Genomic DNA, 14,213 nt, shown 5'->3' on the forward strand with positions numbered 1-14,213 from the left:
AAACCCAAAACGCCGTCCCCACCAGCTACGGTCGGGATCAATCACCTCGTGCAAACAGCCTGACCCAGAACAGCCACTGACTCCAACCAGCTTGACAACACCCGTCAGCTACATGTTCTTGCCGGAGGGCCGCGGTGACCCGCCATCGCACTGCCCAGAGTTACCCCGGTGCCGCCCGGCGCTGGTAGGTTCACCGACCATGCCCGACCTCGCCGCGCTGCTGCCCACCCTCAGCGCCGCCTCGTGGCTGCTGGTGTGCGCCGGCGCCCTCGTGGTGGGCTTCTCCAAGACGGCCCTGCCCGGCGCCGGAACCATCGCCGTCGGACTGTTCGCCCTGGCCATGCCCGCCAAGGAATCCACGGCGGCGCTGCTGCTGATTCTGATCGTCGGGGACGCGACGGCGCTGTGGGTCTATCGGCGAGAGCCCGATGTGCGCACTCTGGTGCGGCTGATCCCCAGCGTCCTGGTCGGCGTCGTGGCCGGCACGATCTTCTTCGCCACGGTCGGTGGGGAGGCCGTGCGCGGCACCATCGGCGTCATCCTGCTGGCATTGGTGGCGGTGACCGTCTGGCGTCGCCGCGCCGCTCAGCGCGAGAAGGCGGCCGACGGAGCGAGCGCCGACACCTCGAGTGCCGACACCTCGAGCGCCCTGCCTGCCACCCGGGCCGCCGCCGCACAGCAGGCTCCGCGTTCGAGTGCACGCACCGCGCTGAGCCGCGCCGGGTACGGACTGCTCGGCGGGTTCACCACGATGGTCGCCAACGCCGGGGGACCGGTGATGTCGATGTACTTCTACGCCATGCGCATGCCGGTGCTGACCTTCCTGGGCACCGCGGCCTGGTTCTTCGCCATCGTCAACGTGCTCAAGCTGCCCTTCTCCGCCGGGCTCGGCCTGATCACGCGGGAGACCCTGGTGATGGACGCGCTCCTCATCCCACTGGTCCTGCTGGGCGCACTGGGCGGCGCGAAACTGGCCCGGCGCATTCCCCAGGGCGTGTTCGAGAACGCCGTCCTGGTGCTCACGGTCGCCTCGGCGATCGGACTGCTGCTCGTGTGATGCGCGGGCAGGCGCGCGAGCGGCCCGGCCGGCTCAGGATGAGGCAGCGCGGGCGCTCGCAGCCCAGTGGCCCAACTCCTGCAGCGCGGTGAGCATCTCCGGGGGCTCGATCACCTCCACCGGCGCCCCCAGCTGCGCCAGGCGCGCGACGAGCCACCGGAGGTCGTCGGCACCCGCCCGCAGGATGCAGGCGTTCTCCCCGTCCGGGGTGATGGTCGCGGTGCGAGCGGGGACCCGCGGGGCGATCTCCTCGTAGGGGCGCAGCAGCCGGACCGTCACCCAGGTCTCGTACCCGCCGACGGTGATGGACTCACGGACGGTGCGCTCGATGTCCGGCGTCGGCCGTGGGGTGATCGGGAAGGTGCTGGGGTGGACATCGTGCATCCGGTCCAGCCGGAAGGTGCGCCAGTCCTCGCGATCGAGGTCCCAGGCGAACAGGTACCAGTGGGCGTCCACGGTCAGCACGCGATGCGGTTCGATGCGTCGTTCGGCGCGCTGACCGTCGGCGCGTTCGTAGTCCACCCGCACGCGCGTGCCGTCGCGGACCGCCGTGGCCAGGGTCAGCAGCACCTCCGACCGGGCGCCCGGGACGGGCCGGGCGACGACCCCCATCGCATCGGCGATGGCCGAGACCCCGGTGCGGACCTCCGGCGGCAGGATCCGATCCAGCGCGGCCAGGGCACGCAGCGCCTCGGCGTCCAGTCCCTCGATGCCGGAGGTCGCCGCCAGGCGCAGCCCGACGGCCACAGCCACCGCCTCATGCGCCCCCAGCAGCAGCGGCGGCAGCTCCCGGCCCGCGCCGAGCTGATACCCGCCGCCATGCCCGGCCGACGTCAGCACCGGGTAGCCCATCTCCCGCAGGCGGTCGACGTCACGGCGCACCGTGCGCACCGTGACCTCGAGCCGCTCGGCGAGCTCGGGTCCGGTCCACACGGTGCGGGACTGCAGCAGTGCCAGCAGCTGCAGGGCTCTCCTCGTCACGTCGCTCATGGGCACAGTCTGCCTCCCTCCGAGGACAGAATCTGTCCGCGCAGCCCCGCAGAGTGGATCCCGACCGCATCGACCAGCGGGCCGACGAGCAGCAGGGGAGAGCACGATGCCGTTCCTGACCCGAGACATCACCACCGAGCGCGAGGGCCTCGCCGTCTTCGCGCACCAGCAGATCCGACAGGTCGCGACCACCCTCCAGGGACTGGACCGCGACCAGCTCACCGCGCATCCCTCCGCCTCTGAGCTGAGCCTCGCGGTTCTCGCCCGCCACGTCCTCGAGGTCGCCGACGCCTTCGTGGCTCAGGTCCAGGACGCCACGGCCCGCTCGCACTCGGCGCAGGGAACCTCCGATGACTCGCCGCCCACCGCGCTCAGGTCCGAACACTCCGAGGCGCTCAGCGGGGGAGGGATGAGCGCGGCGCACGGTGAGGACACAGCGGACTCCCTGCGCGAGGCGCTGGAGACGGTGGCGACGCGACTGGCGGTCTCTCTCGAGGACGCCGACCTCGACGCCCCCGTCGCGGTCCCCGAGGCACCGTGGCTCAGTGGAACGGAGCAGTGGACCGTGCGCTGGATCGCTCTGCACAGCATCGAGGAGTTCGCCCGCCACGCCGGCCACGCCGACATCATCCGGGAGAGCATCGACGCCAAGATCGCCTACGAGCTCAACGCCCTGGCCGACGGGCAGCCGTGCCTGCCCACGAAGTGCCCACCCGCTCAGCCCGCATCCACATCAAGGAGATGACCACCATGGTCCCCACCACCGATCCCCACGAGACCATAGGTTCCCGCGAGACCACCGAGCAGCCGGCCGGCGTCGGCGGCGACCTCGCCACCGTGCTGTTCGACCAGATCGACCACCACGTGCGCGAGTACGTGCGGCCCCGCCTGGAGGGTTTGATCGACGAGGAGTACTTCTTCGATCCCACGCCCGACGGCAGCGCCTGGAGCGTCCACCCCCGCACCCCCCCGGGGCAGACGCCGCCGGCGGCCCTCCAGGGCGGCGCCGGCGACATGGTCATCGACTTCGAGTTCCCCGAACCGGACCCGGCACCGATGACCACCATCGCCTGGCGGTTCGGGCACATCATCGTCGGCATCCTGGCCGCGCGCAGTGCGGCCCACCTGGGCGGGCCCGCGGCGGATTACATGAGCTGGACGTACGCGGCCACGGCCCACGACGCCCTCGCCCAGTTCGATGCGGAGTACGAGCGGTGGCTGAGCGGCGTGCGCGCCTGGGACGAGGCGGACCTGCAGGTCGCCGCAGGAGAGGCCGAGGGCCCGTGGGCCGAGTACTCCCGTGCCACGCTCGTCGCCCACATCAACCGCGAGCTCATCCACCACCTGGCCGAGATCGCCCTGCTACGTGACCTCTGGGCGCACCGGGGGTGAGCCCGGTCAGCGCACTGGCCGCGGACGGCGCGGCCAGTGCGCCACGAGCAGATGCAGGGGCAGGGTCACCGCCAGCACCGCCGCCGCGAGCAACGGCAGGCGGCTCGGATCGAGGCCGCCGGCAAGGGCCAGTCCACCGGCTCCGCCCCCGAGGGCATTGCCGAGCGAGATGGCGCTGGCGTTCAGCGCCATGACCACGGAGGCGGATGCCGGTGCCATCGCGGCCAGCCGCGCCTGCTGCGGGACGGCGTGGCCCCCGTTGCCGATGCCGGCGAGGACGAACCACACGACGCTGAGCACGGCCACGGCCGCCGGCGCCGCCAGGGCGAGGGAGAGCGCTCCGAACAGCGCATTGACCAGCAGGCCCGCCAGGATCAGCGTGAGCACGCGCACCGGGGAGAATCGGTCCGCGAGCCGCCCCGTCACGGCATTGCCGCTCATGCTCGCCACCCCGTAGGCGCACATCAGCACGATCATCATCCACGGCGCCGAGTGCGTGGGCCCGAGGATCAGCACCGCATAGGTGAAGCAGATGTAGCTCGCGCACAGCACACCGGTCGAGACCAGCAGCCCCGCCACCAGCCGGGGCTGCGCGAGGGGCCGCAGCCGCGCACGCAGGCTCGAGGAGGGATACCGCAGGTGGGGCAGGCGGAGCGCGATCCCCACCAGCGCCGCCGCCCCCACCGCGGAGACCAGGATCAGGGGCAGGCGCCAGCTGCTCTGGCCGAGGATCAGGCCGACGGGGACCCCCAGCGCCGTGGCCGTCATCCACCCACCCAGCACGAACGACAGCGCCCGCCCGCGATGCCGCTCCGGCACCAGATGCACGACGTAGCCGGTCACCGCCGCGCCCAGCAGGCACCCGCCCAGCGCCGCGACGACCCGGCCGCTGAGAGCCATCGCGTAGGTCGGGGCGATCGCCGTGAGGAGGTTGCCGGCGATGAACGTGGCCAGCGCTGCCAGGATCGTGCGGCGCTGCTCCCAGCCGCTGGTGAGGGCACCGAGGATCGGCCCGGCGACCGCTGAGGTGAGGGCGAAGACCGCCACCAGCTGCCCGGCCAGCGCGGCGGTGACGTCGAGGTCGGCGGCGATGTCCGGCAGCAGCCCGGCCAGCACATAGCCGTCGATACCGGTGGTGAAGGTGGCCACCGCGAGCCAGATCAGCGTGCGGTACGGGACGCGGCTGGGCGCGGTGGCCTGGGCGTCGACAGTGCCGGAGGTGTTCACTGGACCGTGGGGTTCCTTCGCTCGGACGGGCCGCACGGCCACGCAACGGTGCCTGCGAGCTTACCCCGGGGCACGCCGGCTCTCAGCGCTGCTGGCCGCCGGGCTCCATGAAGGTCTGCAGGGCGAGCACGGCGGCGCCGACCGCCCCGGGATGCGGCTGGACCTGGGAGACCGCCACGTCCAACGGGATCCCGGTCGCGTGCGAGCGTTCCGCGAGGTAGCGGCCAGCGGTCGCGTGCAGCAGTCCCGGTGCGGCCTGGATACCGGCGCCCGAGAAGACCACCGCCCGGATGCCGACAGCGCTGGTGATGGTCCAGGTCGCTCGGGCCAGTGCGGTGAAGGCATCGTCGAGGACGCTCAGTGCTCGGGGATCCCCGCGCGTGGCGGCCAAGGCGATCCGCACGACGTCACTGGTCAGGGCGGGACCGGCCAGCCCGTCGTCCTCGGCCGCGGCGTCCCGGATAGCCCCGGGAGAGGCATAGCGCGTCAGGCAGCCGGCGGCCCCGCACGAGCACGGCGGTCCGTGCGGGTCGACGCAGACGTGGTCGAGCGTCGCGCCCGGGGCGCTCTCCAGCGGCTGGCCGTCCCGCAGGATCGTCAGCCCGAGACGGTCGTCCATGTGCACCGTCGCCGTCATCCCGTGCTCCGGCTGCTCCCCGCTCCAGAAGCTGCCCAGCGCGGCACAAGTGGACGCGTCGGCGCTGGTGGTGGGGAACGCGAGGTCGCCGGTAACGGCCGCGAGCAGCTCCTCGCCGCGACCGTCGGCCCGCACCGGGGTGGCGAAGCCGATGCCGGTGGTCGAGTGCGGATCCCGGTCCGGTTCCATCGTCTCCAGGGCGTCGCGCAGCACGGCCGAGACCGCGGCGGGGGAGGCGTCGGGGGCCAGGGGCAGCACCACGCGGGAGCGGAGTGCCCCGGTCATGTCCACGCCGACCATCGAGAGGCGGTCGGCCTCGATGGTGCAGCCGATGGCGCGCCGTGCCCGGTTGTTCAGCCGCAGCAGTGAGGCCCGCTTGCCACCGTTGGAGCGGGCCAACCCGGTCTCGACCAGGAGGCCGGCAGCCATCAGGCGTTTGACGGCGTAGGTGACGGTGGCGGGGGTGACCCCGAGCTCGCGGGCGATCTCCACCCGGGTGGTCTCCGTGCGGCGGCGGACCATCTCGAGGATCGCGGCATCGGTCGAGGACGCTCGGCGCTCGCCGGTGGCAGTCATGGTGCACCCCCTGATGCGGGTCCGTGCCGGGCCCGGGACGTGCCCGGCTCCGCGGTGTCCTCGTGATTCTCCGGGATCGTCGTGACCGTTTCGTTGCCTGTGTGAGCCACGACATCCCTTGACGGATGGTCGGCCGCTCCGGAGACTACTCCTACTTCATTAAACAGATGAAGGAAGTTCCCCAGTGAACGACTCATCACGCGACGATGCGTGACCAAGGAGAGCAACGATGCACCTCAGTCGTCGAGATCTGTACAAGCTTGCCGCCGTCAGCGGCACCGGCACCGTCGCGCTGGCCTCGTGCGCCCCGACCTCCAATCTCGAAGAGAGCGAGGAAGGGCGCCCGACCATCACGGTCCTCACCGGGGCCGGGGAGATCAGCCGCAACCTCAACCCCCACTCGCCCTCGGTCATCTCCCTGGTCCAGGGTCCGATCTTCGAGCCGCTGTTCTACTACGACCCGCTGAAGGCCATCGACGTCGAACCCAAGCCGCTGCTGGGCGAGAGCTTCGAGTGGAACGAGGACGGCACGCAGCTGACCGTGGCGATCCGCCAAGGGGTGACTTGGCACGACGGTGAGGACTTCACCGCCGAGGACGTCGCCTTCACGTTCAACGCCATCCGGGACAACGAGGCGCTGAACCCGGCGGGGACCGCCCCGTCGGCCGAGGTCGTGGACGAGACGTCGGTGACCATCACCTATGACCGCCCCTCCTTCACCGAGGGCCCCAACGCGCTGGGCCGCACCTGGATCCTCCCCGAGCACCTCTTCGCCGACGTCGAGGATCTCGCGACCTATCCCAACGAGGAGCCGATCGGCACCGGGGCCTTCCGGCTCAGTGACTTCACCCCCGAGTCCTACCTGCTCACGGCCAACGACTCCTACTGGGAAGAGGGCGTTCCCGCCATCGGGGGCGTGCGCGCCCTGACCCAGTCCGGGAACCAGGTCGCCACCGACAAGTGGCTCGCCGGCGAGATCGACTACATGTCCACCGCGATCCCGGACATCGACGCCCACGTCGAGGACAACCCCGACCTCAGCTACACCAACACCCCCACCTCCCAGGCCGCACTGTTCGCCGCCTGCAACCCTGACCTGGGGTGCGAGGGACCGCAGACCGACGTCGCCGTGCGCCAGGCCCTGTACTACGGCGTGGACCGCGAGCAGCTGTCCGCGCTGGCGTTCTTCGGCCTCGGCAGCGACATCTCGCCCGCCTTCGCCCTGCCCGAGCGCGACGCCGAGTTCATCGACCCCTCGATCGAGCTCGCGCCCTGGAACGCCCAGCCCGACGAGGCCCGGCGCGTGCTCGAGGACGCCGGCTACACCGAAGGGTCCGACGGGATCTACGAGAAGGACGGGGTGCGCGTGTCCATGACCGCCTCCTGCCCCTCGGGCTGGTCCGACTTCGTGACCGCGCTGGACACCCTCGCCCAGCAGTACAAGGAGGTGGGCATCGAGCTCGTCCCGCAGCAGGTCTCGGTCAACGAGTGGAACGACTCCAAGGCCAAGGGCACCTTCCAGCTGGTCATCGACTCCGTCGGCCAGGGACCCGCGCCCGATCCGTACTACCCCTATCGCACGCACTTCTCCACCGAGAGCACCGTCCCGGTCGGGGAGAACGGCAACCCGTACCAGAACATCACCCGCTTCTCGGACCAGGCGCTGGACGACGCCCTGGAGGCCGCCTCCGGCACCGACGATGTCGAGGAGAAGAAGCAGCAGTACTTCACCGTGCAGCAGCGACTGGTGGAGCAGATGCCCGCGATCCCGCTGCTGATCGGCTCGAGCCTGACGGAGTACAACAACTCGCGAGTGACCGGCTGGCCGACCCAGGAGGACCCGTACGTGTACCCGATGGCGTGGTCCGCCCCGGACAACGCCGAGGTGCTGAAGACGGTCACCCCGGTCCAGGGCTGAGGGCACCTGCATGCATCTGGTGCGCAAACTCGGCTTCTACCTGGTCGCGCTGTGGGCGGCCGTGACGCTGAACTTCCTCATCCCCCGGATGCTGCCCGGCAGCCCGGTCGACGCCGTCCTGGCCAAACTCTCCCTGCGGGGTCCCGTCCAGCCGGAGACCCGCCAGGCCATCGAGGTGATGCTCGGGGCCGACGACAGCGGCAACCTGGTCCAGGAGTACGTCGAATACATCGGGCGGCTGCTGAGCGGGAACCTCGGGGTCTCGGTGACCTACTTCCCCACCCCCGTGGGGCAGGTGATCGGCCACTCCCTGCCGTGGACGTTGGTGCTGGTGGGACTGGCCACGGCCATCACGTTCGTCATCGGCGTCTCGCTCGGCATGATCGCCGGCTGGCGCCGGGGGACGTGGCTGGACTCCCTGATCCCCTCGACCACGGTCATGCAGGCGGTTCCGTACTTCTGGCTCGCGCTGCTGTTCGTGTACGTGTTCTCGGTGAACCTGGGCTGGTTCCCCGTCTCCGGCGGCTACGACGTCACCCTGGTGCGTCCCGCCGTCGACTACCCGTTCATCTCCAACGCGATCTACCACGGCTTCCTGCCGGCGCTGACGATCGTGCTGTCCTCGCTCGGCGGCTGGCTGCTGGGGATGCGCAACATGATGGTCTCCACCCTCAGCGAGGACTACATCCTCACCGCCGAGGCGAAGGGGCTGGCCCCGCGTCGGGTGATGCTGATGTACGCCGCCCGCAACGCGGTGCTGCCCAGCGTCTCGGGCTTCGCGATCTCGCTGGGCTTCGTCGTCTCCGGCTCGATCGTGGTGGAGACGGTGTTCTCCTACCCCGGCATCGGTTACACGATGCTGCAGGCCGTCCACAACAACGACTACGCGCTCATGCAGGGCCTGTTCCTCATCATCACGGTCTCCGTGCTGGCGACGAACCTGGCGGTGGACCTGCTCTACGGCGTGATCGACCCGCGGACCCGGGTCCGCGGCTGAGGAGGCGACATGACGACCAGAGCTCTCGCCACGGCGCGTGCCGCCACCGGCAGCGCCCCCGCTCGCCGCGGTGACCGCCTCCGGCGGCTGCTGACCCCGTCCCTGATCGTCGGCGCGGGACTCGTGGTGGCCATCGTGCTGTTCGGGATCATCGGGCCGTTCGTGGTCCAGGACCCGCTGGCGGTGCACAACAGCGGCATGCAGCCGCCCAGTTCGGACCACCTGCTGGGCACCACCCAGACCGGTCAGGACGTGCTCGCCCAGCTCGCCCACGCCACCCGCGGCTCCCTGATCGTGGGGGTGCTGGTGGCGGCGCTGGCGCTGTTCCTCTCCGCGTTCTTCGGCATCCTCGGCGGGTATCTGGGCGGCTGGATCGACGAGTTCTTCTCGCTGTTCACCAACGTGGTGCTGATCCTGCCGGGGCTGCCGCTGATGATCGTGATCGGCTCCTACGTCCAGCAGCGCGGGCTGGTGCTGATCTCGGTGATCCTCGCGATCACGTCGTGGGCGGCCGCGGCGCGCGTGCTGCGGTCCCAGACCCTCTCGATCCGCACCCGCGACTATGTCTACGCCGCGCGCATCGCGGGGGAGAGGCCCTGGCGCATCATCTCGGTGGAGATCCTGCCGAACCTGCTGCCGGTGATGTCCAGCGGCTTCGTCTTCGCCCTGATCACCGCGATCCTCGGGGAGGCAGGGCTGAGCTTCATCGGCCTCGGAGTGGTGGGCACGCAGACCTGGGGCTCGATGCTCTACTACGCCCAGAACGGCCAGGCGCTCACCCTGGGCGGCTGGTGGTGGTTCGTCCCGCCGGGCCTGCTGATCGCCGCCCTCGGGGCCGGGCTGTCGCTGGTGAATTTCTCCATCGACACCATCATCAACCCGCGGCTCAAGCTCGCCCCGAAGGCGATGAAGCAGGTCAGGGCCGCGGAGAAGGCCGATCACGACGGAGCTGACGCATGAGCACCGAGACAACCGAGCTCTCTGCAGGGTTCGAGGAGGAGCGCTCCGGCTCACCGGTGCGAGAGGAACCGGTGCTGACGGTCGAGGGTCTCGACGTGGTCTACGAGGTCGAGGAGCCGGTTCACGCCGTCCAGGGTGCTTCGTTCGTCCTGCACCGCGGCGAGATCCTGGGGCTGGCAGGGGAGTCGGGCTGCGGGAAGACGACCCTGGCCTACGGACTCAATCAACTGCACCGGCCGCCGGCGCGGATCACCGGCGGTTCGGTGACCTTCCACGACCACGTCACCGGGGAGGACGTCGACGTGCTCGCGCTGGAGGGGGAGAGCCTGCGAGCCTTCCGCTGGTCGAAGGTGGCGATGGTGTTCCAGGGCGCGATGAACTCGCTGAACCCTGTGCTGAGCGTGCGGACGCAGCTGGGCGACGTGTTCACCACGCACCGTCCGCACATGACGAAGCGGCAGCGCCTGGAGCGCAGCGAGGAGCTGCTGGAGCTGGTGGGCGTGGACCCCGCCCGCCTCAACGCCTTCCCGCACGAGCTCTCCGGCGGCATGCGCCAGCGGGTCATGATCGCCATGGCGCTGGCACTGGACCCCCAGCTGATGATCATGGACGAGCCGACGACGGCACTGGACGTCGTGGTCCAGCGGGAGATCCTGCAGGAGGTGCTGCGGCTGCGCCAGGACCTCGGCTTCGCGGTCGTGTTCATCACCCACGACCTGCCGATGCTGCTGGAGGTCTCCGATCGCATCGCCGTGATGCGCTCGGGGAAGATCGTGGAGCTGGAGACCGCCGAGAACCTGTACTTCGAGCCGAAGGCCGCCTACACGCGCAAACTCCTGGGCTCCTTCCCCTCCCTCACGGGGAGCACCGGGGACTTCGTCCGCGCCGGCTTCGGCGGGCCCGGGCAGGAACCCGCCGGACAGGAGCCCGCCGGGACGGATCCTGCCGAGGCGGGAACGGGCACGCACACCGACGGATCACAGGAGACACGATGACGACTCTCGCCGTCGACAAGCTCAGCAAGACCTACCGGATCCGTCAGGGCGTGCGCTTCTTCGCCCTCCGCGCGGTCCAGGAGGTCAGCTTCGAGCTCGCTCCCGGCCGTACCGTCGCCGTCGTCGGCCAGTCCGGTTCCGGCAAGTCCACCATCGCCAAGCTGATCGCGCAGCTGGAGCGCCCCAGCTCGGGGACGATCACGCTGAACGGCCGGCCCATCGGCCGCCGGGGTCGCGCCCTGCGCGAGTACCGCGACGAGGTGCAGATGGTCTTCCAGGATCCCTTCGCCTCGCTGAACCCGTTCCACAGCATCGGCCACCACATCGAGCGGCCCCTCCTGCTCCACGGCAAGGCCACCCGAGCGAACGTGCGCCAGCGCGTGTGCGAGCTGCTGGACCGCGTCAACCTCTCCCCGTCGGCCGACTTCATCGACCGCAAACCGCACGAGCTCTCCGGCGGGCAGCGCCAGCGGGTGGCGATCGCCCGTGCCCTCGCCCCCGAACCCAGCGTGCTGATCGCCGACGAGCCCGTCTCGATGCTGGACGTCTCGATCCGCCTGGGGGTACTGAACCTGCTCGCGCGCCTGCAGCGCGAGGAGAACCTCGCGATGCTCTACATAACCCACGACCTCGCGACGGCCCGCCACTTCTCGGATGAGATCCTGGTGATGTACCGCGGAGAGGTCGTCGAACGCGGGCCGGCCGACGACGTCATCCTGCGCCCGCAGGCGTCCTTCACCCGGCAGCTGCTGGTGGCCGCCCCGGAACCCGGGAACAATCCGCGGTTCCTCGCCGAGGCGGAGCGCCGCGGTGTACCCATGCCGGACCACCTCGCCCCGTCGGAGGACGCCTGAATGAACGAGCTCGTCGATGTCGATACCGCCGCCGCCCTCGCCGCACGCCGCCACGAGCTGCGCGGCGGCTGGACGATGACCATCACCGCCGGGCCCGCCCCGTTCGAGGCGGTCGACGTCCCCGCGATCGTGCCGGGCAGCTTCGTCACCGATCTCCACAATGCCGGCCTCATCCCCGATCCCTACGTCGACCGCCACGAGCACGAGCTGCAGTGGACGGGCGAGTGCGACGTCCTCTACCGCACCGAGTTCGAATGGTCCGACGGGAACGGCACCGCAGCGGACCGGGTGGACCTGGTCGCAGCCAGCCTCGACACCGCCGCCACGATCATGCTCAACGGCCGGCGCATCGCCGCCGTGCAGAACCAGCACCGCTCCTGGCGCTTCGACGTCACCGACGCGCTGCGTGCGGGCCCCAACGAGCTGGAGATCCTCTTCGCCTCGCCGCTGCGCACCGCCCGCGAGAACACCGCCGTGCTCGGCGAGCTCCCCGTGGTGGGCAACGACCTGCCCTACAACGCGATCCGCAAGATGGCCTGCAACTTCGGGTGGGACTGGGGTCCGGTGCTGGTCACCAGCGGCATCGCCGGCCCGATCGCGCTGGAGGAGTGGTCCACCGCGCGCCTGGCCGAGGTGCGCCCGCGCGTCACCGTCGAGGGAAGCTCAGGAGCGGTCTCCCTGGCCGCAGCCGTCGAGCGCGCCGACCTGCTCGATGACTCCGAGTTCGAGCTGCGCGCGCAGCTGCTGGACCCGGCCGGAACAGAGGTCGACCAGGCGATCATCCGCGAGTCGGCCGACGACGTCGATCTCGCGCTCAACGTCGCTGAGCCGCAGCTGTGGTGGCCCCGCGGCTACGGCGACCAGCCCCTGTACACGGTTCAGCTCGAGCTGCGTGACGCCGACGGAGCGGTTCTCGAGAACCGCGAGCACCGCATCGCCTTCCGCACCGCCGGGGTGGTCGAGGAGCCCGACGAGATCGGCACCTCCTTCACCGTCGTGGTCAACGGCCGCCCGATCCTCGCCAAGGGCGCCAACTGGATCCCCGAGGACTGCTTCCCCACCCGCCTGAGGGCGGCGGACTACCGCTCCCGCGTGGACGACGCCGTCGAGGCCGGGATGAACATGCTGCGCATCTGGGGCGGCGGGCTCTACGAATCCGACGTGCTCTACGACCTGTGCGACGAGGTGGGCATCCTGGTGTGGCAGGACTTCGCCACCGCCTGCGCCGCCTACTCCGAGGCCGAGCCGCTGCGCAGCGAGTTCGAGGCCGAGGCCCGCGAGAACATCGTCCGCCTGGCCTGGCATCCCTCGCTGATCCACTGGAACGGCAGCAACGAGAACGTGGAGGGCTACTACCACTGGGGCTGGAAGGAGACCCTGCCCGAAGGCACCGCCTGGGGTCTCGGCTACTACACCGAGCTGTTCCCCGCCCTGCTCGCCGAGCTCGACCCCACCCGCAGCTACACCCCCACCAGCCCCTACTCGCGGCCGCTGCCCGAGGATCCCCGCAACCCCGATCACGGGACCGTGCACAACTGGGTGGCCTGGGCCTCCGAGCAGGACAACGACTACGAGCGCTACCGCGACACCATCCCGCGGTTCTCCGCCGAGTTCGGCTATCAGGGCCCGGCGAACTACGCGACCATCGCCCGCGCCATCACCGAACGCCCCCTGGACCCGGACTCGGAGACGATGCTCTCCCACCAGAAGGCCGTGGGCGGCCAGGACAAGCTGCGCCGCGGCATGGCGCCGCACCTGCCTCCGGTCGAGGGGTTCGACGACTTCCACTTCGCCACCCAGTTGAACCAGGCCCGCGCGCTGACCTGCGGCATCGGCCACTACCGATCCTATTGGCCGATCTGCGGCGGCACCATCGTGTGGCAGCTGAACGACTGCTGGCCGGTCACCTCCTGGGCCGCGGTCGACGGCGACGGTCGCCGCAAGCTGCTCTGGTACGCGCTGCGCGACCTCTACGCACCGGTGCTGCTGACCATCCAGCCCGGCCAGCAGGGCCCGGCCATCAGCCTCGGCAACGACACCGACCAGGCCCTCACCGGGCGGCTCCGGCTGCGACGCCAGGATTACGAGGGCACCGTGCTCGCCGAGGACAGCCTCGACGTGCGGGTCGAGGCCCGTTCAGCGGCCACCCTGCCCGTTCCGGCGCTGCTGGCGAGCCCCGGGGACGCCGCCCGCGAGGTGCTCGTCGTGGAGTTCGACAGCTCGAGCGAGGAGCCCGACGGGTCGGCGACGGCTGCGGGGGCGGCCCCCTCCGCCCCGGTGCGCACGGTGCATTTCTTCGCGGAGGACCGTGACTCCGCGCTGGCCGACGGCGCGTTCACCGCCTCGGCCGCGACGACGGAGGACGGCGTGGCGATCACCGTCAGGGCGACCGGGACCGTCCGCGACCTGTGTGTCCTGGCCGACAAGGTCGATCCGGCCGCCGACGTCGACCGCCAGCTGACCACCCTGCTGCCGGGAGAGAGCGCCGTCGTGCGCGTGCGCACGAACTCGACGGCCGACCCGCAGGCATTCCTGGCCGAGGACGTGCTGCTGACCGCCAACGACCTGGTGGCGCGGGCGCGTTCGCGCGCCGTCTGAGCATCGGCGCGC

The 14,213-nt window shown here is 70.7% G+C and carries 12 protein-coding genes; 9 read left to right on the plus strand and 3 right to left on the minus strand.

Annotated features, from left to right (window positions below; translation table 11 throughout):
- The first annotated feature begins 199 nt into the window (after positions 1–199).
- A complete protein-coding gene (locus ACFQRJ_RS08695) occupies positions 200–1,057 on the plus strand; it encodes a sulfite exporter TauE/SafE family protein (RefSeq protein WP_377018614.1) in 858 nt (285 codons plus the stop codon).
- A gap of 33 nt (positions 1,058–1,090) precedes the next feature.
- Here ACFQRJ_RS08695 and ACFQRJ_RS08700 read toward each other — a convergent pair whose 3' ends face one another.
- Entirely contained in the window at positions 1,091–2,047 is a 957-nt protein-coding gene (locus ACFQRJ_RS08700) for a helix-turn-helix transcriptional regulator (protein ID WP_377018615.1), read from the minus strand.
- A gap of 106 nt (positions 2,048–2,153) precedes the next feature.
- On the opposite strand from ACFQRJ_RS08700, the gene ACFQRJ_RS08705 reads away from it, so the two are divergent.
- Both ACFQRJ_RS08705 and ACFQRJ_RS08710 read left to right on the plus strand, forming a co-directional pair.
- A complete protein-coding gene (locus ACFQRJ_RS08705; RefSeq protein WP_377018616.1) occupies positions 2,154–2,792 on the plus strand; it encodes a DUF664 domain-containing protein in 639 nt (212 codons plus the stop codon).
- Entirely contained in the window at positions 2,789–3,439 is a 651-nt protein-coding gene (locus ACFQRJ_RS08710) for a DinB family protein (protein WP_377018617.1), read from the plus strand. The genes ACFQRJ_RS08705 and ACFQRJ_RS08710 overlap by 4 nt, the downstream gene beginning before the upstream one ends.
- A gap of 6 nt (positions 3,440–3,445) precedes the next feature.
- Here ACFQRJ_RS08710 and ACFQRJ_RS08715 read toward each other — a convergent pair whose 3' ends face one another.
- Positions 3,446–4,666, minus strand: coding sequence for an MFS transporter (locus ACFQRJ_RS08715; protein WP_377018618.1), 1,221 nt, complete (start codon positions 4,664–4,666; stop codon positions 3,446–3,448).
- A gap of 82 nt (positions 4,667–4,748) precedes the next feature.
- Positions 4,749–5,879 carry an ROK family protein gene (locus ACFQRJ_RS08720; RefSeq protein WP_377018619.1) on the minus strand — a complete coding sequence of 377 codons (1,131 nt, stop codon included), beginning with the start codon at positions 5,877–5,879 and terminating at the stop codon, positions 4,749–4,751.
- 229 nt (positions 5,880–6,108) lie between these two features.
- On the opposite strand from ACFQRJ_RS08720, the gene ACFQRJ_RS08725 reads away from it, so the two are divergent.
- The 6 genes from ACFQRJ_RS08725 to ACFQRJ_RS08750 are packed head-to-tail and all read left to right on the plus strand — an operon-like array spanning position 6,109 to position 14,201.
- Entirely contained in the window at positions 6,109–7,797 is a 1,689-nt protein-coding gene (locus tag ACFQRJ_RS08725) for an ABC transporter substrate-binding protein (RefSeq protein ID WP_377018620.1), read from the plus strand.
- Between the two features lie 10 nt (positions 7,798–7,807).
- Complete coding sequence (locus ACFQRJ_RS08730; RefSeq protein ID WP_377018621.1) at positions 7,808–8,794, plus strand: ABC transporter permease; 987 nt, start codon at positions 7,808–7,810, stop codon at positions 8,792–8,794.
- A 9-nt stretch (positions 8,795–8,803) separates the two neighbouring features.
- On the plus strand, positions 8,804–9,754 hold the full coding sequence (locus tag ACFQRJ_RS08735) for an ABC transporter permease (protein ID WP_377018622.1): 951 nt from the start codon (positions 8,804–8,806) through the stop codon (positions 9,752–9,754).
- Positions 9,751–10,749, plus strand: a complete 999-nt coding sequence (locus ACFQRJ_RS08740) for an ABC transporter ATP-binding protein (RefSeq protein ID WP_377018623.1) — start codon at positions 9,751–9,753, stop codon at positions 10,747–10,749. Before ACFQRJ_RS08735 ends, ACFQRJ_RS08740 begins: the two co-directional genes overlap by 4 nt.
- The gene (locus ACFQRJ_RS08745) at positions 10,746–11,603 is read left to right on the plus strand and encodes an ABC transporter ATP-binding protein (protein ID WP_377018624.1); all 858 of its coding nucleotides are present in this window, start codon (positions 10,746–10,748) and stop codon (positions 11,601–11,603) included. The genes ACFQRJ_RS08740 and ACFQRJ_RS08745 overlap by 4 nt, the downstream gene beginning before the upstream one ends.
- Positions 11,604–14,201, plus strand: coding sequence for a glycoside hydrolase family 2 protein (locus ACFQRJ_RS08750; protein WP_377018625.1), 2,598 nt, complete (start codon positions 11,604–11,606; stop codon positions 14,199–14,201). It begins immediately after the preceding gene.
- Positions 14,202–14,213: the final 12 nt, after the last annotated feature.

Source organism: Brachybacterium sp. GCM10030252 (assembly GCF_042666535.1).
In the GTDB taxonomy this organism is placed as follows: Bacteria; Actinomycetota; Actinomycetes; order Actinomycetales; family Dermabacteraceae; genus Brachybacterium.